Annotated in this window: 16 protein-coding genes; 4 read left to right on the forward strand and 12 right to left on the reverse strand. The window is 60.4% G+C overall.

Features of this window, described 5'->3' with window-relative positions:
- Positions 1–37: 37 nt before the first annotated feature.
- The 3 genes from ACR0IM_RS17445 to ACR0IM_RS17455 all read right to left on the reverse strand — a co-directional run bounded on the left by ACR0IM_RS17445 (position 38) and on the right by ACR0IM_RS17455 (position 1408).
- Positions 38–415 (reverse strand): lysozyme inhibitor LprI family protein, encoded by a 378-nt coding sequence (locus ACR0IM_RS17445; RefSeq protein WP_480682680.1) that lies wholly within the window; start codon positions 413–415, stop codon positions 38–40.
- A gap of 130 nt (positions 416–545) precedes the next feature.
- On the reverse strand, positions 546–713 hold the full coding sequence (locus ACR0IM_RS17450; protein WP_480642547.1) for a hypothetical protein: 168 nt from the start codon (positions 711–713) through the stop codon (positions 546–548).
- A 161-nt stretch (positions 714–874) separates the two neighbouring features.
- Complete coding sequence (locus tag ACR0IM_RS17455) at positions 875–1408, reverse strand: invasion associated locus B family protein (RefSeq protein WP_480642548.1); 534 nt, start codon at positions 1406–1408, stop codon at positions 875–877.
- A 178-nt stretch (positions 1409–1586) separates the two neighbouring features.
- On the opposite strand from ACR0IM_RS17455, the gene ACR0IM_RS17460 reads away from it, so the two are divergent.
- On the forward strand, positions 1587–2585 hold the full coding sequence (locus ACR0IM_RS17460; RefSeq protein WP_480682681.1) for an asparaginase: 999 nt from the start codon (positions 1587–1589) through the stop codon (positions 2583–2585).
- Between the two features lie 3 nt (positions 2586–2588).
- Here the strand turns inward: ACR0IM_RS17460 and ACR0IM_RS17465 are convergent, their stop codons facing one another.
- The 8 genes from ACR0IM_RS17465 to hutI form a co-directional block, all read right to left on the reverse strand.
- Positions 2589–2909: a YciI family protein gene (locus ACR0IM_RS17465; protein ID WP_170383832.1), complete on the reverse strand. Its 321-nt coding sequence runs from the start codon at positions 2907–2909 to the stop codon at positions 2589–2591.
- A 24-nt stretch (positions 2910–2933) separates the two neighbouring features.
- A complete protein-coding gene (locus ACR0IM_RS17470; protein WP_480594196.1) occupies positions 2934–3359 on the reverse strand; it encodes an SRPBCC family protein in 426 nt (141 codons plus the stop codon).
- The gene (locus ACR0IM_RS17475; RefSeq protein ID WP_480594199.1) at positions 3347–3676 is read right to left on the reverse strand and encodes an ArsR/SmtB family transcription factor; all 330 of its coding nucleotides are present in this window, start codon (positions 3674–3676) and stop codon (positions 3347–3349) included. The genes ACR0IM_RS17470 and ACR0IM_RS17475 overlap by 13 nt, the downstream gene beginning before the upstream one ends.
- A 46-nt stretch (positions 3677–3722) precedes the next feature.
- Positions 3723–4601, reverse strand: coding sequence for a phosphoserine phosphatase SerB (gene serB / locus ACR0IM_RS17480; protein WP_480682682.1), 879 nt, complete (start codon positions 4599–4601; stop codon positions 3723–3725).
- Between the two features lie 69 nt (positions 4602–4670).
- A complete protein-coding gene (gene hutU, locus ACR0IM_RS17485; protein WP_480682683.1) occupies positions 4671–6353 on the reverse strand; it encodes a urocanate hydratase in 1683 nt (560 codons plus the stop codon).
- Positions 6350–7147: an N-formylglutamate deformylase gene (gene hutG, locus ACR0IM_RS17490; protein WP_480594209.1), complete on the reverse strand. Its 798-nt coding sequence runs from the start codon at positions 7145–7147 to the stop codon at positions 6350–6352. The genes hutU and hutG overlap by 4 nt, the downstream gene beginning before the upstream one ends.
- Positions 7147–8676, reverse strand: coding sequence for a histidine ammonia-lyase (gene hutH / locus ACR0IM_RS17495; RefSeq protein ID WP_480594213.1), 1530 nt, complete (start codon positions 8674–8676; stop codon positions 7147–7149). The genes hutG and hutH overlap by 1 nt, the downstream gene beginning before the upstream one ends.
- The gene (gene hutI / locus ACR0IM_RS17500) at positions 8673–9881 is read right to left on the reverse strand and encodes an imidazolonepropionase (protein WP_480682684.1); all 1209 of its coding nucleotides are present in this window, start codon (positions 9879–9881) and stop codon (positions 8673–8675) included. Before hutI ends, hutH begins: the two co-directional genes overlap by 4 nt.
- An 81-nt stretch (positions 9882–9962) precedes the next feature.
- On the opposite strand from hutI, the gene ACR0IM_RS17505 reads away from it, so the two are divergent.
- The 3 genes from ACR0IM_RS17505 to ACR0IM_RS17515 all read left to right on the forward strand — a co-directional run bounded on the left by ACR0IM_RS17505 (position 9963) and on the right by ACR0IM_RS17515 (position 13630).
- Positions 9963–11315 carry a formimidoylglutamate deiminase gene (locus tag ACR0IM_RS17505; RefSeq protein ID WP_480682685.1) on the forward strand — a complete coding sequence of 451 codons (1353 nt, stop codon included), beginning with the start codon at positions 9963–9965 and terminating at the stop codon, positions 11313–11315.
- 9 nt (positions 11316–11324) lie between these two features.
- Positions 11325–12029, forward strand: a complete 705-nt coding sequence (locus ACR0IM_RS17510) for a GntR family transcriptional regulator (RefSeq protein WP_480642561.1) — start codon at positions 11325–11327, stop codon at positions 12027–12029.
- Between the two features lie 83 nt (positions 12030–12112).
- The gene (locus ACR0IM_RS17515) at positions 12113–13630 is read left to right on the forward strand and encodes a malonate--CoA ligase (protein ID WP_480682686.1); all 1518 of its coding nucleotides are present in this window, start codon (positions 12113–12115) and stop codon (positions 13628–13630) included.
- Here the strand turns inward: ACR0IM_RS17515 and ACR0IM_RS17520 are convergent.
- Positions 13617–14354 (reverse strand): metallophosphoesterase family protein, encoded by a 738-nt coding sequence (locus ACR0IM_RS17520; protein ID WP_480682687.1) that lies wholly within the window; start codon positions 14352–14354, stop codon positions 13617–13619. The two genes, ACR0IM_RS17515 and ACR0IM_RS17520, sit on opposite strands and share 14 nt — an antisense overlap.
- Positions 14355–14374 lie beyond the last annotated feature (20 nt).

The raw sequence follows: 14374 nt of genomic DNA on the forward strand, positions 1-14374 counted from the left end.
TAGGAACATGCGCAAAGATCAAAAGGAATCGTATCGATCAATTGGCAAAGCGCAACAATTCATCCACACGCGCACGCCCCAAACCGACGCGACACGACGTGATCGCGATGCCGGTTCCGGACCCGCCGCCGTAAGAGGCGCCGATGGCCTCGCATTGCGCATCCCGGTAACCTTCCCAAGCCAACTGCGCGGCCTTTAGCGCAGGCTGAGCCACCTCACGTCCCGTGACCTCGTCCAGCTCTTTTGCGGCCTGCATGGCAAAGCCGTAGCTTTCCTCCAGCGCCAGATCGACCCGGTCCTCCATCGCACCGACGCAAGAACCGATTTCGACTTGGGATCCCGCCTCCGAACACTCCAACGCAGGGTCCGCCAGAGCCGCGGATGACAAAAGAAATGAAAGCAAGACGTGGCGCATTTTCCGTTCCCGATTAAAGCTTTGACGGGACCACGATACCACGTCATCGGCGAAGGCCCCAAATAAAGATCGGCCGCACCGACCAAACCGATGCGGCCATTTTTAGGTTATCCAGGTCAGATTAAACCGCTCAGATGCCCGCGGGCAGGATATCGCAATCTGCTGCATCCAGCGTTTTCACCGGATCTTCCGGGCCGCACTGCTCACCCGAGACCGGGTAGGTGTCGGCCTCTTTTTCACAGGCGCTCAGGAACATGGCGGCGGTCATCATGACGGCGACAATGGTTTTATTCAGCATAGGCAGGCTCCTTCCTTATCTCTGAACTGATTAGTTCAGAAACGTCGGTCACTCACTTTGATACGGATCAATTTTTCAGGCAGACGTGGCGTCAAGCGGACGTGTTTGCCCAAAAGAAAACCCCGCCGGATGACGGGGTTTCGCGTGCCTGCGGATGGCGATCAGTTCGTGCAGCGTTTTTGGGCGTCTTCCAGCGCTGCGGTGAATCCCAGCAACGAGAACGTGTCCTTGGTCTGCGTCCCACGCTCGGACCGGGCCGTCACCACTGCCTCGGTGCCTTTTTTCATGGCCTCGATCACCTTGGGTTCCTGACCCTGCGTCGCAGGCCAAGCCCATTCGCCGTCAGTGATGAACTCAAACTCCTGGTCGTCGATCCGGACATTGACCGAAGAACCAGGCGCAAAGGGGTAGCCACCGGTAAAGGAAACCTGACCGGCAACGTTTTCACTGGGCCGGAAAACCACAAATAGCAGGATGTCGCTGCGCCGCACCGATACCACGCGCCCACCGCGTGTGTTGACGGTTTCGTCAGGTGTCGCGACGCTCCAACATTCCGTGGGATCTTCTTCGACAAACACGCTCCAATCCGTCTTGGCAGCCACGCGGTTGGTGCTGGACGCCTGTTGAGCGATTGCAGTCGTGGCCATGCCTGCCACGCACAGGCCCGCGATCACGCGGACGAGTTTCGATCCCATCTGTCCAGCCTCCTAGCTCGACCTAAACCTCATACCCATCGGAAACGCCTGCGCACCTTGCCGGTTCGTCTGTAAGTTGCGTATTCCGATGATTGTCGACATACACACACTAACGCAGGTTTCGCCACAGGCGAAAGGGCGATTGGCAGAATTTTGCGCATATTTGAGGAGGGGCCCGATGACGCAGCCCGTAGCAATGACAGAACTGTGGCGCGGCCCTTTGCTGGAAAGCCTGCATCTGGGTCACGCGGTGATCTGCGATGACAGCGGCCAGATCGTGCAAAGCTGGGGCGATCCGGATGTGACGATCTATCCCCGGTCCTCGGCCAAGATGATTCAGGGGCTGCCGCTGATCACGTCCGGAGCAGCCGCGAAATACGGGCTGAACAGCGAGCATCTGGCACTGGCCTGCGCGTCGCATAACGGCGCGCATATCCATACCGACCGCGTGACCGCCTGGCTGGACCATCTGGGTCTAACGGAACATGATCTGCGCTGCGGCCCTCAGGAACCGCAGGACATGGCCGCGCGCGACGGGCTGATTCTGGCCGATGACACCCCCTGCCAGATTCACAACAACTGCTCGGGCAAGCATTGTGGATTCCTGACCGTGACACAGCATATGGGCGCAGGGCCGGAGTATCTGGAAATCGATCACCCCGTGCAGCAAGCCTGCCTGTCAGCTCTTGAGGAAACCACCGGAGAGACCAGCCCGGCCTATGGTATCGATGGCTGTTCAGCGCCGAACTTTGCTACTTCGCTGTTGGGGCTGGCTCGGTCGATGGCGTGGTTTGCATCGGCCGCTGACCGGTCGGACCGGGCCAGCGATGCGGCAGGGCAACTGACCGCTGCGATGATCAAGCACCCGGAACTGGTGGCTGGTGAAAACCGGGCCTGCACCGAGCTGATGCGCGCCATGGAGGGCCGCGCCGCGATCAAGACCGGAGCCGAGGCCGTTTTCGTTGCCATCATCCCGGAAAAGCGCATGGGCGTGGCGCTGAAGATCACCGATGGCACCACCCGCGCCAGCGAATGCGCCATCGCGGCCATTCTGGTGCATTTGGGAGTGCTTGAGGCCGAACACCCGGCCACCCGTAAATTCATGAACGCCACCCAATACAGCCGTCGTGGGCTGGAATGCGGCGTAATCCGCCCTGCGCCGGGGTTCCCAGGCTAAAGGTCACATCTCGATCGGATGCACCTCGGCCACTTCGACCGAGCCTGTTCCGCTCACCACCATGGGGCAGCCCTTGGCCATCTCGGTCGCGGCATCGATGCTATCGGCCTTGATGACGGTAAAGCCCGAGGCCGGGTTGGCGCCGCCATTGTCGACAACGCCACCGGAACTGACCGTATAGGACTGGCCCACCGGATTGCCAGGGATGTCCAGCGCGTCGCCCATGTTCTGGAACCAGGCGCCCCAGGCGGCCATGGTGGCTTCGATTTCGGCAGGATCGGTTGGGGTGTGACCGCCGTGATAGACAAACAAGAATTGAGGCATTTCTCTTCCTCCCTGATGAAATTCTTAGAATTGTGCTTCCAGCTTGCGTAGCGACGAGGTCCAGCCTTGGTTATGGTTGGCCGCGATTTCATCGTCACCCAATTCACGGTGATCGAGAATCAAGCGTGCGCCATCACCAGACGGTTCGACCGTCAGCGTCACATGGCTTTCGGCACCGCGCTGATCCTGATCGTCATGCCAGCCCCATGTGAACCCCACCGAGTTGGGCGGATCGACATGAGTAACCTGCCCCGAGACCTTGTATTGCTGACCCTCGGCATTCTGCATGACCGAATACCACGGCCCAAGGCGCGAGAAGTCCAGATCATGCTCGGGCACATGCATCCCTTCCGGCCCCCACCATTGCAACAGCTTTGCGCCATCGCTGATCCAGGCAAACAGGTTTTCCGGGGTGGTGGGGAACTCTCGTTCCAGTCTCAGGTCGGCCATGAATTCTCCCTTTCAATCAATTCGTTCAAACGGTCGAGGCTGGATTCCCAGAATTGCCGTTTAGAGATGGTCCATTCGGCAATCGCCCGCAGCCCCTCGGACTGGATGGAATACATCCGCTGGCTGCCTTGCACCCGTTGCTGCACGAGGCCGGCCTCGCGCAGAACCTTCAGATGGCGCGAAATCGCGGCGCCGGACATGCCACGCCCTTCGATCAGGTCACCGGCGGGCAACTCGCCATCCTGCATCAACTGTTCGACGATCGAGAATCGCGTGGCATCGGACAAGGCCGAAAATGCGGTCAGAAGTGTGTTCATGACCACTGTTTAACATTTATGTTAAATAAATGGAAGACCCTTGCGGTCAAACGTCCGCAAAGGCCGCTCGGGAATACCCCTGCAGAAACAGCAACGCCGTCAGATCCCCGTAATTGACCCGGATGTCGCATTGCTGCGAGACCGAAGGCTTGGCATGCAGCGCCACCCCGGTTCCTGCCCGACCCAACATGCCCAGATCGTTGGCACCATCACCGACGGCCAGCACATCGGCCTCGGAAAGGCCCAGCCGTTTGGTGATCTGTTCCAACGCATCCACCTTGGCCTGTTTGCCCAAAATCGGGCGCTGTACATCGCCGGTCAGCTTGCCGTTCTCTGCCAGCAGCGTGTTGGCTCGGTTTTCGTCAAAACCCAGCTGCTCGGCCACTTTGGCGGTGAATGCCGTGAACCCGCCTGAGACCAAGGCCGCATAGCCGCCGTTCATACGCATGGTAGCAACCAGCTCCGCCCCGCCCGGCATCAGCGTGATGCGTTCCTCCAGCACCTTTTCGATCACTGCCTCGTCCAACCCCTTCAGCAGGCCGACCCGTTCAATCAGTGCGCCCTCGAAATCCAGCTCGCCATTCATGGCCCGCGCGGTGATCTCTTTTACTCGGTCACCGACGCCGGCTTCATCGGCCAGTTCGTCTATACATTCCTGCCGGATCATGGTGCTGTCCATATCGGCCAGCAGCATCAGTTTACGACGCTTGCCAAACGGCTGCACGATCAAGTCGACCTCCAACAACTGCAGCTCGGCCCAAACCGCCTCTTGATTGTCGGTCTGTTCGGGAAACCTGAATTCGGCCGCCTCGTTCTCGCTCAGCCAGACCGGATCAGAGCCTCCCCAGGCATTGCAGAGCGTCTCGACCACGGCCTCGTCAAGCTTTGGCGTATTCGGGTTGGTCAACAGTGTGGCTACGTACATGGTCGGTCTCCTGCAGGCACTTCTGCGCATATCGCACAGACGACCAATTCACCAGAGACCTTGTTACGCCTAGCCCAGTATGCCGGGAAGGCGCAGACCATGTTCGCGGGCGCAGTCCTTTGCGATGTCATACCCTGCATCTGCATGTCGCCACACGCCCGAAGCCGGATCGTTCCACAGGACACGCTCCAGCCGTCTGGCGGCGTCCTCGGTGCCGTCGGCGCAGATTACTACGCCCGCGTGTTGGCTGAACCCCATTCCGACCCCTCCGCCGTGGTGCAAAGACACCCAGGTCGCGCCGCTGGCGGTATTGATCAGCGCGTTCAGCAAAGGCCAGTCGGACACCGCGTCCGAGCCGTCCAGCATCGCCTCGGTCTCGCGGTTGGGGCTGGCGACCGAGCCGCTGTCCAAATGGTCGCGACCAATGACAACGGGTGCTTTCAGTTCGCCATTTGCGACCATCTCGTTGAAGGCCAGCCCGGCACGGTGACGATCACCCAGCCCGATCCAGCAGATACGCGCTGGCAGGCCCTGAAACGCGATTCGCTCCTGCGCCATGTCGAGCCATCGGTGCAGGTGCTCGTTCTCGGGGAACAGCTCCTTCATCTTGGCGTCGGTCTTGTAGATATCCTCAGGGTCACCTGACAACGCACACCAGCGAAACGGGCCAATCCCCTTGCAGAACAGCGGGCGGATATAGGCCGGAACAAAGCCGGGGAAGGCAAAAGAATTCTCAAGCCCTTCATCCCGCGCCACTTGGCGGATGTTGTTGCCGTAATCCAGTGTCGGAACGCCCGCATTCCAGAAATCAACCATCGCAGCTACGTGCTGTTTCATTGAGGCACGGGCGGCTTTTTCTACTGATTTAGGATCTGTTTCACGCTTCTCGCGCCACTCTCCCATGGTCCAGCCCAACGGCAGGTAACCGTTTATCGGATCATGCGCGCTGGTCTGGTCGGTGACGATATCCGGGCGCATCCCGCCGTCGGCCATGCGGCGGTAGATCTCGGGGAAAACTTTGGCGGCATTGCCCAGCAGACCCACGGACTTCGCCTCGCCCGCCTTGGTCCAACGGTCAATCATGGCCAACGCTTCGTCCAAACTTTCCGCCTTTTCGTCGAGATACTTGGTGCGCAGGCGGAAATCGATGCTGTCCGGGTTGCATTCGACCGCCAGACAGCAAGCCCCGGCAAACACGGCGGCCAGCGGCTGCGCGCCGCCCATGCCACCCAAGCCGCCAGTCAGAATCCACTTGCCAGTCAGGTCGCCGCCATAATGCTGGCGTCCGGCCTCGGCAAAGGTCTCGTAGGTGCCCTGAACGATGCCCTGCGTACCGATATAAATCCACGAGCCAGCGGTCATCTGGCCATACATCATCAGGCCTTTCTTATCGAGCTCGTTAAAATGGTCCCAGGTTGCCCAGTGAGGCACCAGGTTAGAATTGGCGATCAGCACCCGTGGCGCGTCTTTGTGCGTTCGGATGATCGCCACGGGTTTGCCGGACTGAACGATGAGGGTCTCATCCCCCTCCAAATCCTTCAAACCGGCTACGATAGTATCGAAATCCTTCCACGTCCGGGCCGCGCGACCGATGCCACCATAGACCACCAGCTCATGCGGGTTTTCGGCCACATCGGGGTGCAGGTTGTTCATCAGCATCCGCAGCGGGGCCTCTGTCATCCAGCTCTTGGCATTCAGCTCGGGGCCGGTCGGCGGAAAGATATCGCGGGTGTTCTTGCGAGGGTCGGTCATTGCGTAAGCTCCAATGCGGTGTCTTGGATGGCATCCAGAATATCGCGCAACCAGCGGCGCAGGCGGTCGGCTTTGGCGGCGTCATAGCTCCACGGGGCAGTCTCGGTGGACAGGTAGGTGGACTGCGCCAGTTCCATCTGAATGGCATGTATTCCGTCAGCCGGGCGACCATAGTGACGCGTGGTCCACCCACCGCGAAATCGACCATTCAGGATGGTGCTATAGGGCGATGAATTCGCGAATTCATTTGAAATAGACTCAATTTTCGACGCACAAGTTGCGCCGCCATCCGTTCCGATGTTCATATCCGGCAACGTGCCTTCAAACAGGTACGGAATGCGGCTGCGGATCGAATGGCAATCGAACAGTACTGCCACACCATGACGGTCGCGCACGCGCTGCAGTTCCTCGGCAAGCGCCGCGTGATAAGGCGCGTGATAGGCCTGCCGCCGTAGTTCGATCTCATCGACTGAAGGTTCCTGGCCATCCATCCAGATCGGGTGCCCGTCGAAATCGGTCAGAGGCACCAGCGTCGTCGTGTTCTGGCCGGGGTAAAGCGACACCCCTTCGGGATCGCGATTGGCATCGATGACATAGCGATGGATATAGGATTGTACCACCGTCGCGCCGCGCAAAAGCCCTTCATAGAGCCTGTTAATGTGCCAATCCGTGTCCGCCAGCTCGTGCCCTGTTTCATTGAGACGCGCCGCAATGCCATCCGGCACGAAAGTCCCGCCATGGGGTTGGCCCAGAACTATTGGGCAGTCCCCGCGCTGTACGCTGACCACCTGCATTACGCGAGCTCCGGCATTGCGGTGCCCACGGCGTGGAGGATCGCGCCCTCGGTCACCAGCTGTTTTGCGATCTCCAATTCGGGCGCCAGATAGCGATCTTCGGTCAGCGCAGGGATATCGGCTCGTAGTCGGGCGACCACCTGTTGCAGGGGGTCGCTGGTGCTCAGCGGCAGGCGGATTTCAACCCCTTGCGCAGCACAAAGAAGTTCGACCCCCAGAATGTAGGTCAGGTTCTCGACCATCCGGGTCAGGCGTCGCGCGCCATGTGCGGCCATCGAAACGTGATCCTCCTGATTGGCTGAGGTCGGGGTACTGTCAGTCACGCAGGGGTTAGCGAGGTGCTTGTTCTCGCTCATCAACGCGGCCGTGGTGACCTCAGCGATCATCAGACCGGAATTCAACCCCGGATCGGGGGTCAGGAAAGGCGGCAGATCAAAGCTGAGCGCCGGGTCCACCATCAGTGCGATGCGGCGCTGGGCGATGGCCCCGATCTCGGACACGGCCAACGCGATCATGTCGGCGGCGAATCCGACGGGTTCGGCATGAAAGTTGCCGCCCGACACAATCCCGTCTTCCAAAACCAGCGGGTTGTCGGTGGCGGCGTTTGCCTCGATCTCAAGCGTCGCGGCGGCCTGCCGCATCACATCCATGGCCGCACCGGTGACCTGCGGTTGGCAGCGGATGCAATATGGGTCCTGCACACGGGTGTCGCCTTCCCGGTGACTTTCCCGGATTTCCGACCCCTCCAGCACAGCCCGCATGGCACCGGCAGCCTCGGTCTGGCCGCGGTGGCCACGCAGAGTGTGAATTTCCGGTCGCAGAGGCGCAGTGGACCCCATGATCGCATCGGTCGACAGGGCCGAAATGACCAGCGCACTTTGCGCCGCGCGCCAGGCTTCGAACAGGCCTGCCAAAGCGAAGGCGGTCGAAAACTGCGTACCGTTGATGAAGGCCAGGCCTTCTTTCGGGCCCAGCTGAATAGGCTCTAATCCAGCGATTTCCAGTGCCTGAGCACCCGGCAGGATGGCGCCGTTCACCTCGGCCTCGCCTTCTCCGATGATCACGGCAGTCATGTGGGCCAGCGGTGCCAGATCCCCCGACGCGCCCACGGACCCTTGCGCCGGGATCACCGGCGTAACGCCACGAGCCAACATCTGTTGCAAGAGCTCGATCAACTCCCACCGCACGCCCGAGGCGCCGCGGCCAAAGGACAACAGCTTGAGCGTCATCATCAGCCGGGCCACCCGGCGGGGCACGGCAGGGCCGACGCCGCAGCAGTGGCTGAGGATCAGGTTACGCTGCAGGGTGGAAGTATCCTGTGGCGCAATCTTGTGGCTGGCCAGTTTGCCGAAACCGGTATTGACGCCATAGACAGGCGCATCGCCCTGAGCGGCGGCCTGAATGCGCCGCGCCGCCGCCTCGACAGCGGGTCTGCACTCTGGTTCCAGCACGGCTGCGTTCTGATCCCAATAGACCTGGGCCAATTGTGCCAACGAGACTTGCCCAGGTTGTAAAGACAGGAGAGTCATTCCAGCCCTCCAAACATCCGTTTGTGCAGAGGATTGAAGCCAATGCGGTAAGACAGCTCGGCCGGATGCGCGACGTCCCAAACCGCCAGATCCGCCCTTTGGCCCTTTGCGATGGTGCCTGCATCGCTGATCCCCAACGCGCGCGCAGCATTGCGCGTAACGCCCGCCAATGCTTCCTCGGGGGTCAGACGGAACAAGGAGCAGCCCATGTTCATCGTCAGCAGCAGCGATGTCAGAGGCGAGGAACCGGGGTTGCAATCGGTCGCCAGCGCCATCGGTACTTTGTGCTGCCGCAACAGATCAATCGGAGGCACCTGCGTTTCGCGCAGCGTATAAAACGCGCCCGGCAGCAGCACTGCTGCGGTGCCTGCGCGGGCCATGGCTATCACGCCCTCGGTGTCCAGATATTCTATGTGATCCGCCGACAAAGCCCCGTAAGAGGCCGCAAGCCGGGCGCCGCCCAGATCGGACAGTTGTTCAGCATGCAGCTTCACCGGCAGACCCAGTTCCTGCGCCACATCGAAGACCTTCGCGATCTGGGCGGGGGTGAAGGCGATCCCTTCGCAGAACCCGTCAACCGCGTCCACCAGCCCCTCGGCATGGGCCGCGCGCAGGGTTGGGATGCAGACCTCTTGGATGTAATCATCAGCCCGATCAGTGTATTCGGGAGGCACCGCATGGGCACCCAGAAAACTGGTTCTGATCCGCACCGGGCGGGTTTCGCCGATCCGACGAGCCACGCGCAGCATCTTTAGTTCCGTATCCTCGTCCAGCCCATAGCCGGACTTGACCTCGAGGGTACAGACACCCTCGGCAAGCAATGCATCCACGCGGGTCAGAGCATCAGTGAGCAGCCCCTCTTCGCTTGCCGACCGCGTGGCGTTGACCGTGGACAGGATACCACCGCCCGCGCGCGCGATTTCCTCATACGAGGCACCGTTCAGGCGCATCTCGAACTCGGTCGCGCGGTTGCCCCCAAACACCACATGGGAATGCGCATCAATCAGGGCCGGCGTGATCAGGCGCGCGCCGAAATTTTCAACCGGCCAGCCGGTGTATTCGGTTGGCAAGTCCAGTCGCTCTCCTGCCCAAAGGATATATGCGCCATCAACGACGATCGCCGCGTCTAGGCATAGCCCATAGGGCGTGTCGTCCTCTGACATCGTGGCCATCGCGGCGCTGGTTAGAACCGATTTTCTGGTCATGGCGATTCTTTTCGGCTCCCCTCTTGTTTGATTTTTTCGTATATGTGTAAAAGTATAAAGTCTACACAAAATGGAAACGGAATGTTGATCCACGCCAAAACATCCCTTTTAGGCTCTGAATGGGTTCACGATGTGCGGATCGAGATCGATCAGGGGCGCATCCGGCGCATACAGACACAGGCCACTGCACTGGACGGGGACGTGCGGGTAAATCTTCTGTTGCCTGCCTTGGGAAACCTGCACAGCCATGCCTTTCAGCGGGCTATGGCGGGAATGACTGAAACCCGCGCTGCCGGGCGCGAGAGTTTCTGGACCTGGCGCAACCTGATGTACCGCTTTCTGGACCGCCTTTCGCCGGACCAGATCGAAGCCATCGCTGCGTTGGTATTCATGGAGATGCAGGAAGCCGGATATGCCTCTGTCGGTGAGTTCCATTATGTCCATCACCAACCCGGCGGCACACCGTATGACCAGTTGACGGAACTCAGCCAGCGCATCTTTGCCGCCGCGCAACATACCGGGATAGGACTGACCCATCTGCCTGTGCTCTACACCTACGGCGGGGTCAAACAGGAGGCCCTCTCGGGCGGGCAGTTGCGCTTTGGCAATGATGTGGACCGGTTTCTGAGATTGGTCGATGAATGTCACACAACGCTGCCAAATACAGACTCTAAACTCGGGATTGCTCCGCATTCACTACGCGCGACTTCTCCGTCGAATCTGACCGAGGTGTTAAGGGCCACATCCGATGTGCCTGTGCATATCCACATCGCCGAACAGGTGCAGGAGGTCACCGATGTGCAGGCGGAGCTGGGCCAGCGCCCCGTGGCCTGGTTGCTGGACAATGTGCCGGTCGATGCGCGGTGGTGTCTGATCCATGCGACACACATGACCGATACCGAAACCGTTGCCTTGGCCCGGTCTGGAGCCGTCGCTGGCCTGTGCCCGGTCACCGAGGCAAATCTGGGCGACGGTATCTTCAACGGCGCAAAATACGCCGCTGAAGGCGGGCGCTTTGGTGTCGGATCAGACTCTAATATACGCATTTCTCTGCCTGAAGAACTGCGAACACTGGAGTATTCTCAGCGTTTGCGCGACCAACAGCGCGTTGTTCTGGCGAGCGAAGGCTCGGTCGGTCAAGCGCTTTACACCAAGGCAGCGCTGGGCGGCGCGCAAGCCCTTGACCGTGACGCGGGCGAGATTGCCCAGGGTAAGCTGGCCGATTTAGTTGCTGTTGACCGGAGCCACCCGACCCTTTGCGCACTCAGCGATGATCAATTGCTGGACGGGCTGTGCTTCGCCGCACCCGATGGGCTTGTCACTGATCTGTGGTCCGCCGGGCGGCATATGGTGAAACAGGGCCGCCACGTCGCGCGCGATCAGATCATCGACGCTTACCGATCCGCAATTGCGGACCTGTTAGCCTCGGTCTAAAGCTGCGCCATGCCTCAGCCAAACGACACCACCAGTTACAAAGACATCAAGCAAACCGTGCTGGCGCGCATCCGGTCAGGCATATGGCAGCCGGAATCGCTGCTGCCCAATGAACAGGAACTGGCTGTCGAGTTCTCCTGCACGCGCACCACGGTCAACCGGGCCCTTCGGGAACTGGCGGATGAAGGCTATCTGGAGCGTCGCCGCAAAGCCGGAACCCGCGTTCTGAGCGCCCCTCAGCGGCAAGCACGATTCACCATCCCCATGGTACGGGATGAGGTCGAGGCATTGGGCGGCACCTATCGCTATGCGCTGGTTTCCTCCAGTTCAGAGACTGCACCGGAGTGGCTCTGCGCCCGTCTGGCTTTGAACCCAGGACAAACCGTGGTGCATGTGCGCTGTATGCATTTCAACGGCAACACCCCGTTTCAGTACGAGGACCGCTGGATCGTTACCGCCTCGGTCCCGCAGGTGGAGCAGGCGGATTTCTCGCAGATCGGACCAAATGAATGGCTGATCCAGACGGTGCCCTTCACTAATGTCGAGCTGAGCTTTCTTGCCAGCCGCGCCGATGCAACGGTCGCCGGGTTTCTGGACGTCCCCGAGGGCGAGCCGGTCTTTACCGGTGAGCGGATCACCTGGCTGCAGGGGGAACCGGTGACCTTCGCCAAGATGTTCTTTGCCGCTGGCTACCGGATGACCACGGAATTCTGATCCCCGTCCGGTTTTCCGCTTTACCGCCCCGCCAATCCGGGACAGATTCGTATCGGATCGAGCAGGCGCAAAGGAACGACGATATGGGCAACCCGCTTTATGATCGGCTGTTTGGCATTCACGCGGGCAAGGACACCCCGTTCCTGCATCTGCCCGATGGTCAGACCCTGACCCATGCTGCCTTTCTGGACATGGTCGCGCAGATCGCCAATGCCCTCACCGGATATGAACTGGAACCCGGCGAACGGGTTGCCGTGCAGGTTGAGAAATCGCCAGAAGCACTGGCGCTTTATGCCGCCTGCGCGCAGACAGGGCTGATCTTTTTGCCACTGAATACCGGCTACACCACAGCCGAGCTGCCGTATTTCATCGAAAACAGCGGTGCCAAGCTGGTCGTCTGCGACGATGCAAAAGCCGAAGGTCTCGCTCCCATCGCGACAGCTCAAAACGCAAGGTTAGAGACGCTGAATGCCGACGGTACGGGCAGTCTGATGCGGCGTTCTTTGGGCATGTTGCCCGCGTTCGAGCCTGTCCGCCGGACCGAGGACGATCTGGCCGCGTTCCTCTATACCTCGGGCACCACCGGGCGATCCAAGGGCGCGATGCTGACGCAGGCCAACCTGTTGTCGAACGCCGAGACACTGGTGCAGGAATGGCAGTTCACGCGGGGCGATGTATTGTTACACGCCTTGCCGATCTTTCACACCCATGGGCTGTTTGTGGCGACCAATGTGGTGCTGGCCTCGGGCGGGTCAATGATCTTTCTGCCGAAATTCGACCTTGAAGACATGCTGCGCCTGATGCCGCAGGCCACTTCGATGATGGGCGTGCCGACCTTTTACACCCGTCTGCTGGAGGACGACCGGTTTACTGGCGATCTGGCGCGGCATATGCGGCTGTTCATCTCGGGCTCGGCCCCGTTGCTGGCCGAGACCCATGAGCGGTTTCAGGACCGCACCGGTCACCGTATCCTTGAACGATATGGCATGACCGAAACCAACATGAGCACGTCGAACCCTTATGACGGCGAGCGTCGCGCGGGCACGGTTGGCTTTCCCCTGCCGGATGTTGACCTGAAGGTGACCGATCCCGACACCGGCGAGGTGCTGCCGCAAGGGCAGATTGGCATGATCGAGGTACGTGGTCCCAACGTTTTCCAAGGCTATTGGCAGATGCCCGAGAAAACCGCCGCCGAACTGCGCGAGGACGGGTTCTTTATCACCGGCGATCTGGGGCGTGTGGACGAGGATGGCTATGTCCATATCGTTGGCCGCGGAAAGGACCTGATTATTTCGGGCGGTTACAACATCTATCCCAAAGAGGTCGAACTGGTATTGGATGACCAGCCCGGCGTGCTGGAAAGCGCGGTGATCGGCGTGCCGCACCCGGATTTCGGTGAAACCCCTGTGGGCTTTCTGGTGCCAGAGCCAGGACAGGCCCCGGACCCCGAGGCCATTCTGACAAATGTGCGGGACGCATTGGCCCGGTTCAAACATCCGCGCAAGCTGATCTTGCTGGATGAACTGCCGCGCAACACCATGGGAAAAGTGCAGAAAAATGTCCTGCGCGAGGACTACAAGGACCTGTTCACCAAGGATTAGGGGTCAGCGGCACCCGCCCGGCCTCGTTCAGCAGCCAGCAGTCGCGACCTTCGAACACCGCCGTGGCCAGTGGTCGGCCATAGCCTGCGCCCGCGTCCAGATTGACCCGAATGCCGCAATGCTCGGCCCGGTCCACCGGAGTGTGTCCATGCACCACCAGCCACGGATGCGGGCCGGGATCGCGCAGGAACTCGTGACGTATCCAGACCAGATCGTCTTCGGCCTGTTGCCCCAAGGGGATGCCGGGGCGGATGCCGGCGTGGACGAACAGCAGCTCCCCTTCCTGATGATACAGGGGCAGCGCATTGATAAAGTCGATATGTGCGGGCGGCACCACGGCGCAGGCGTATTCATTGACCTGAAAGATGCGGTTGTCATCAGCGACCTCAACGCCATAAGAAGCCAGTGTTTCCCGCCCGCCCAGACGCGGGTGAAGCCAACTGAGCGTGATCGGCAGCCGATTGTCTGCGATCTCACAGTCTTGCACGAACCGGGCCATCATTAGGTCGTGGTTGCCCTTGAGTATCACCCAGTTCCGGCCCGCACGTTGCCCTTCGATCAGCAGGTCCAAAACACCACGACTGTCGGGGCCGCGATCAACATAGTCCCCCAGAAACACTACGCGCGCATCCGGCCCGCCTTCCTGTTCGATCAGATGCAGCGCATTTTCCAGCATCTCAAGCTGACCGTGAATATCGCCAACGGCATAGATGGGGGAGGTCATGAATAACCCTCGGGCAAAGC

It is taken from the genome of Ruegeria sp. BF6 (assembly GCF_056538665.1).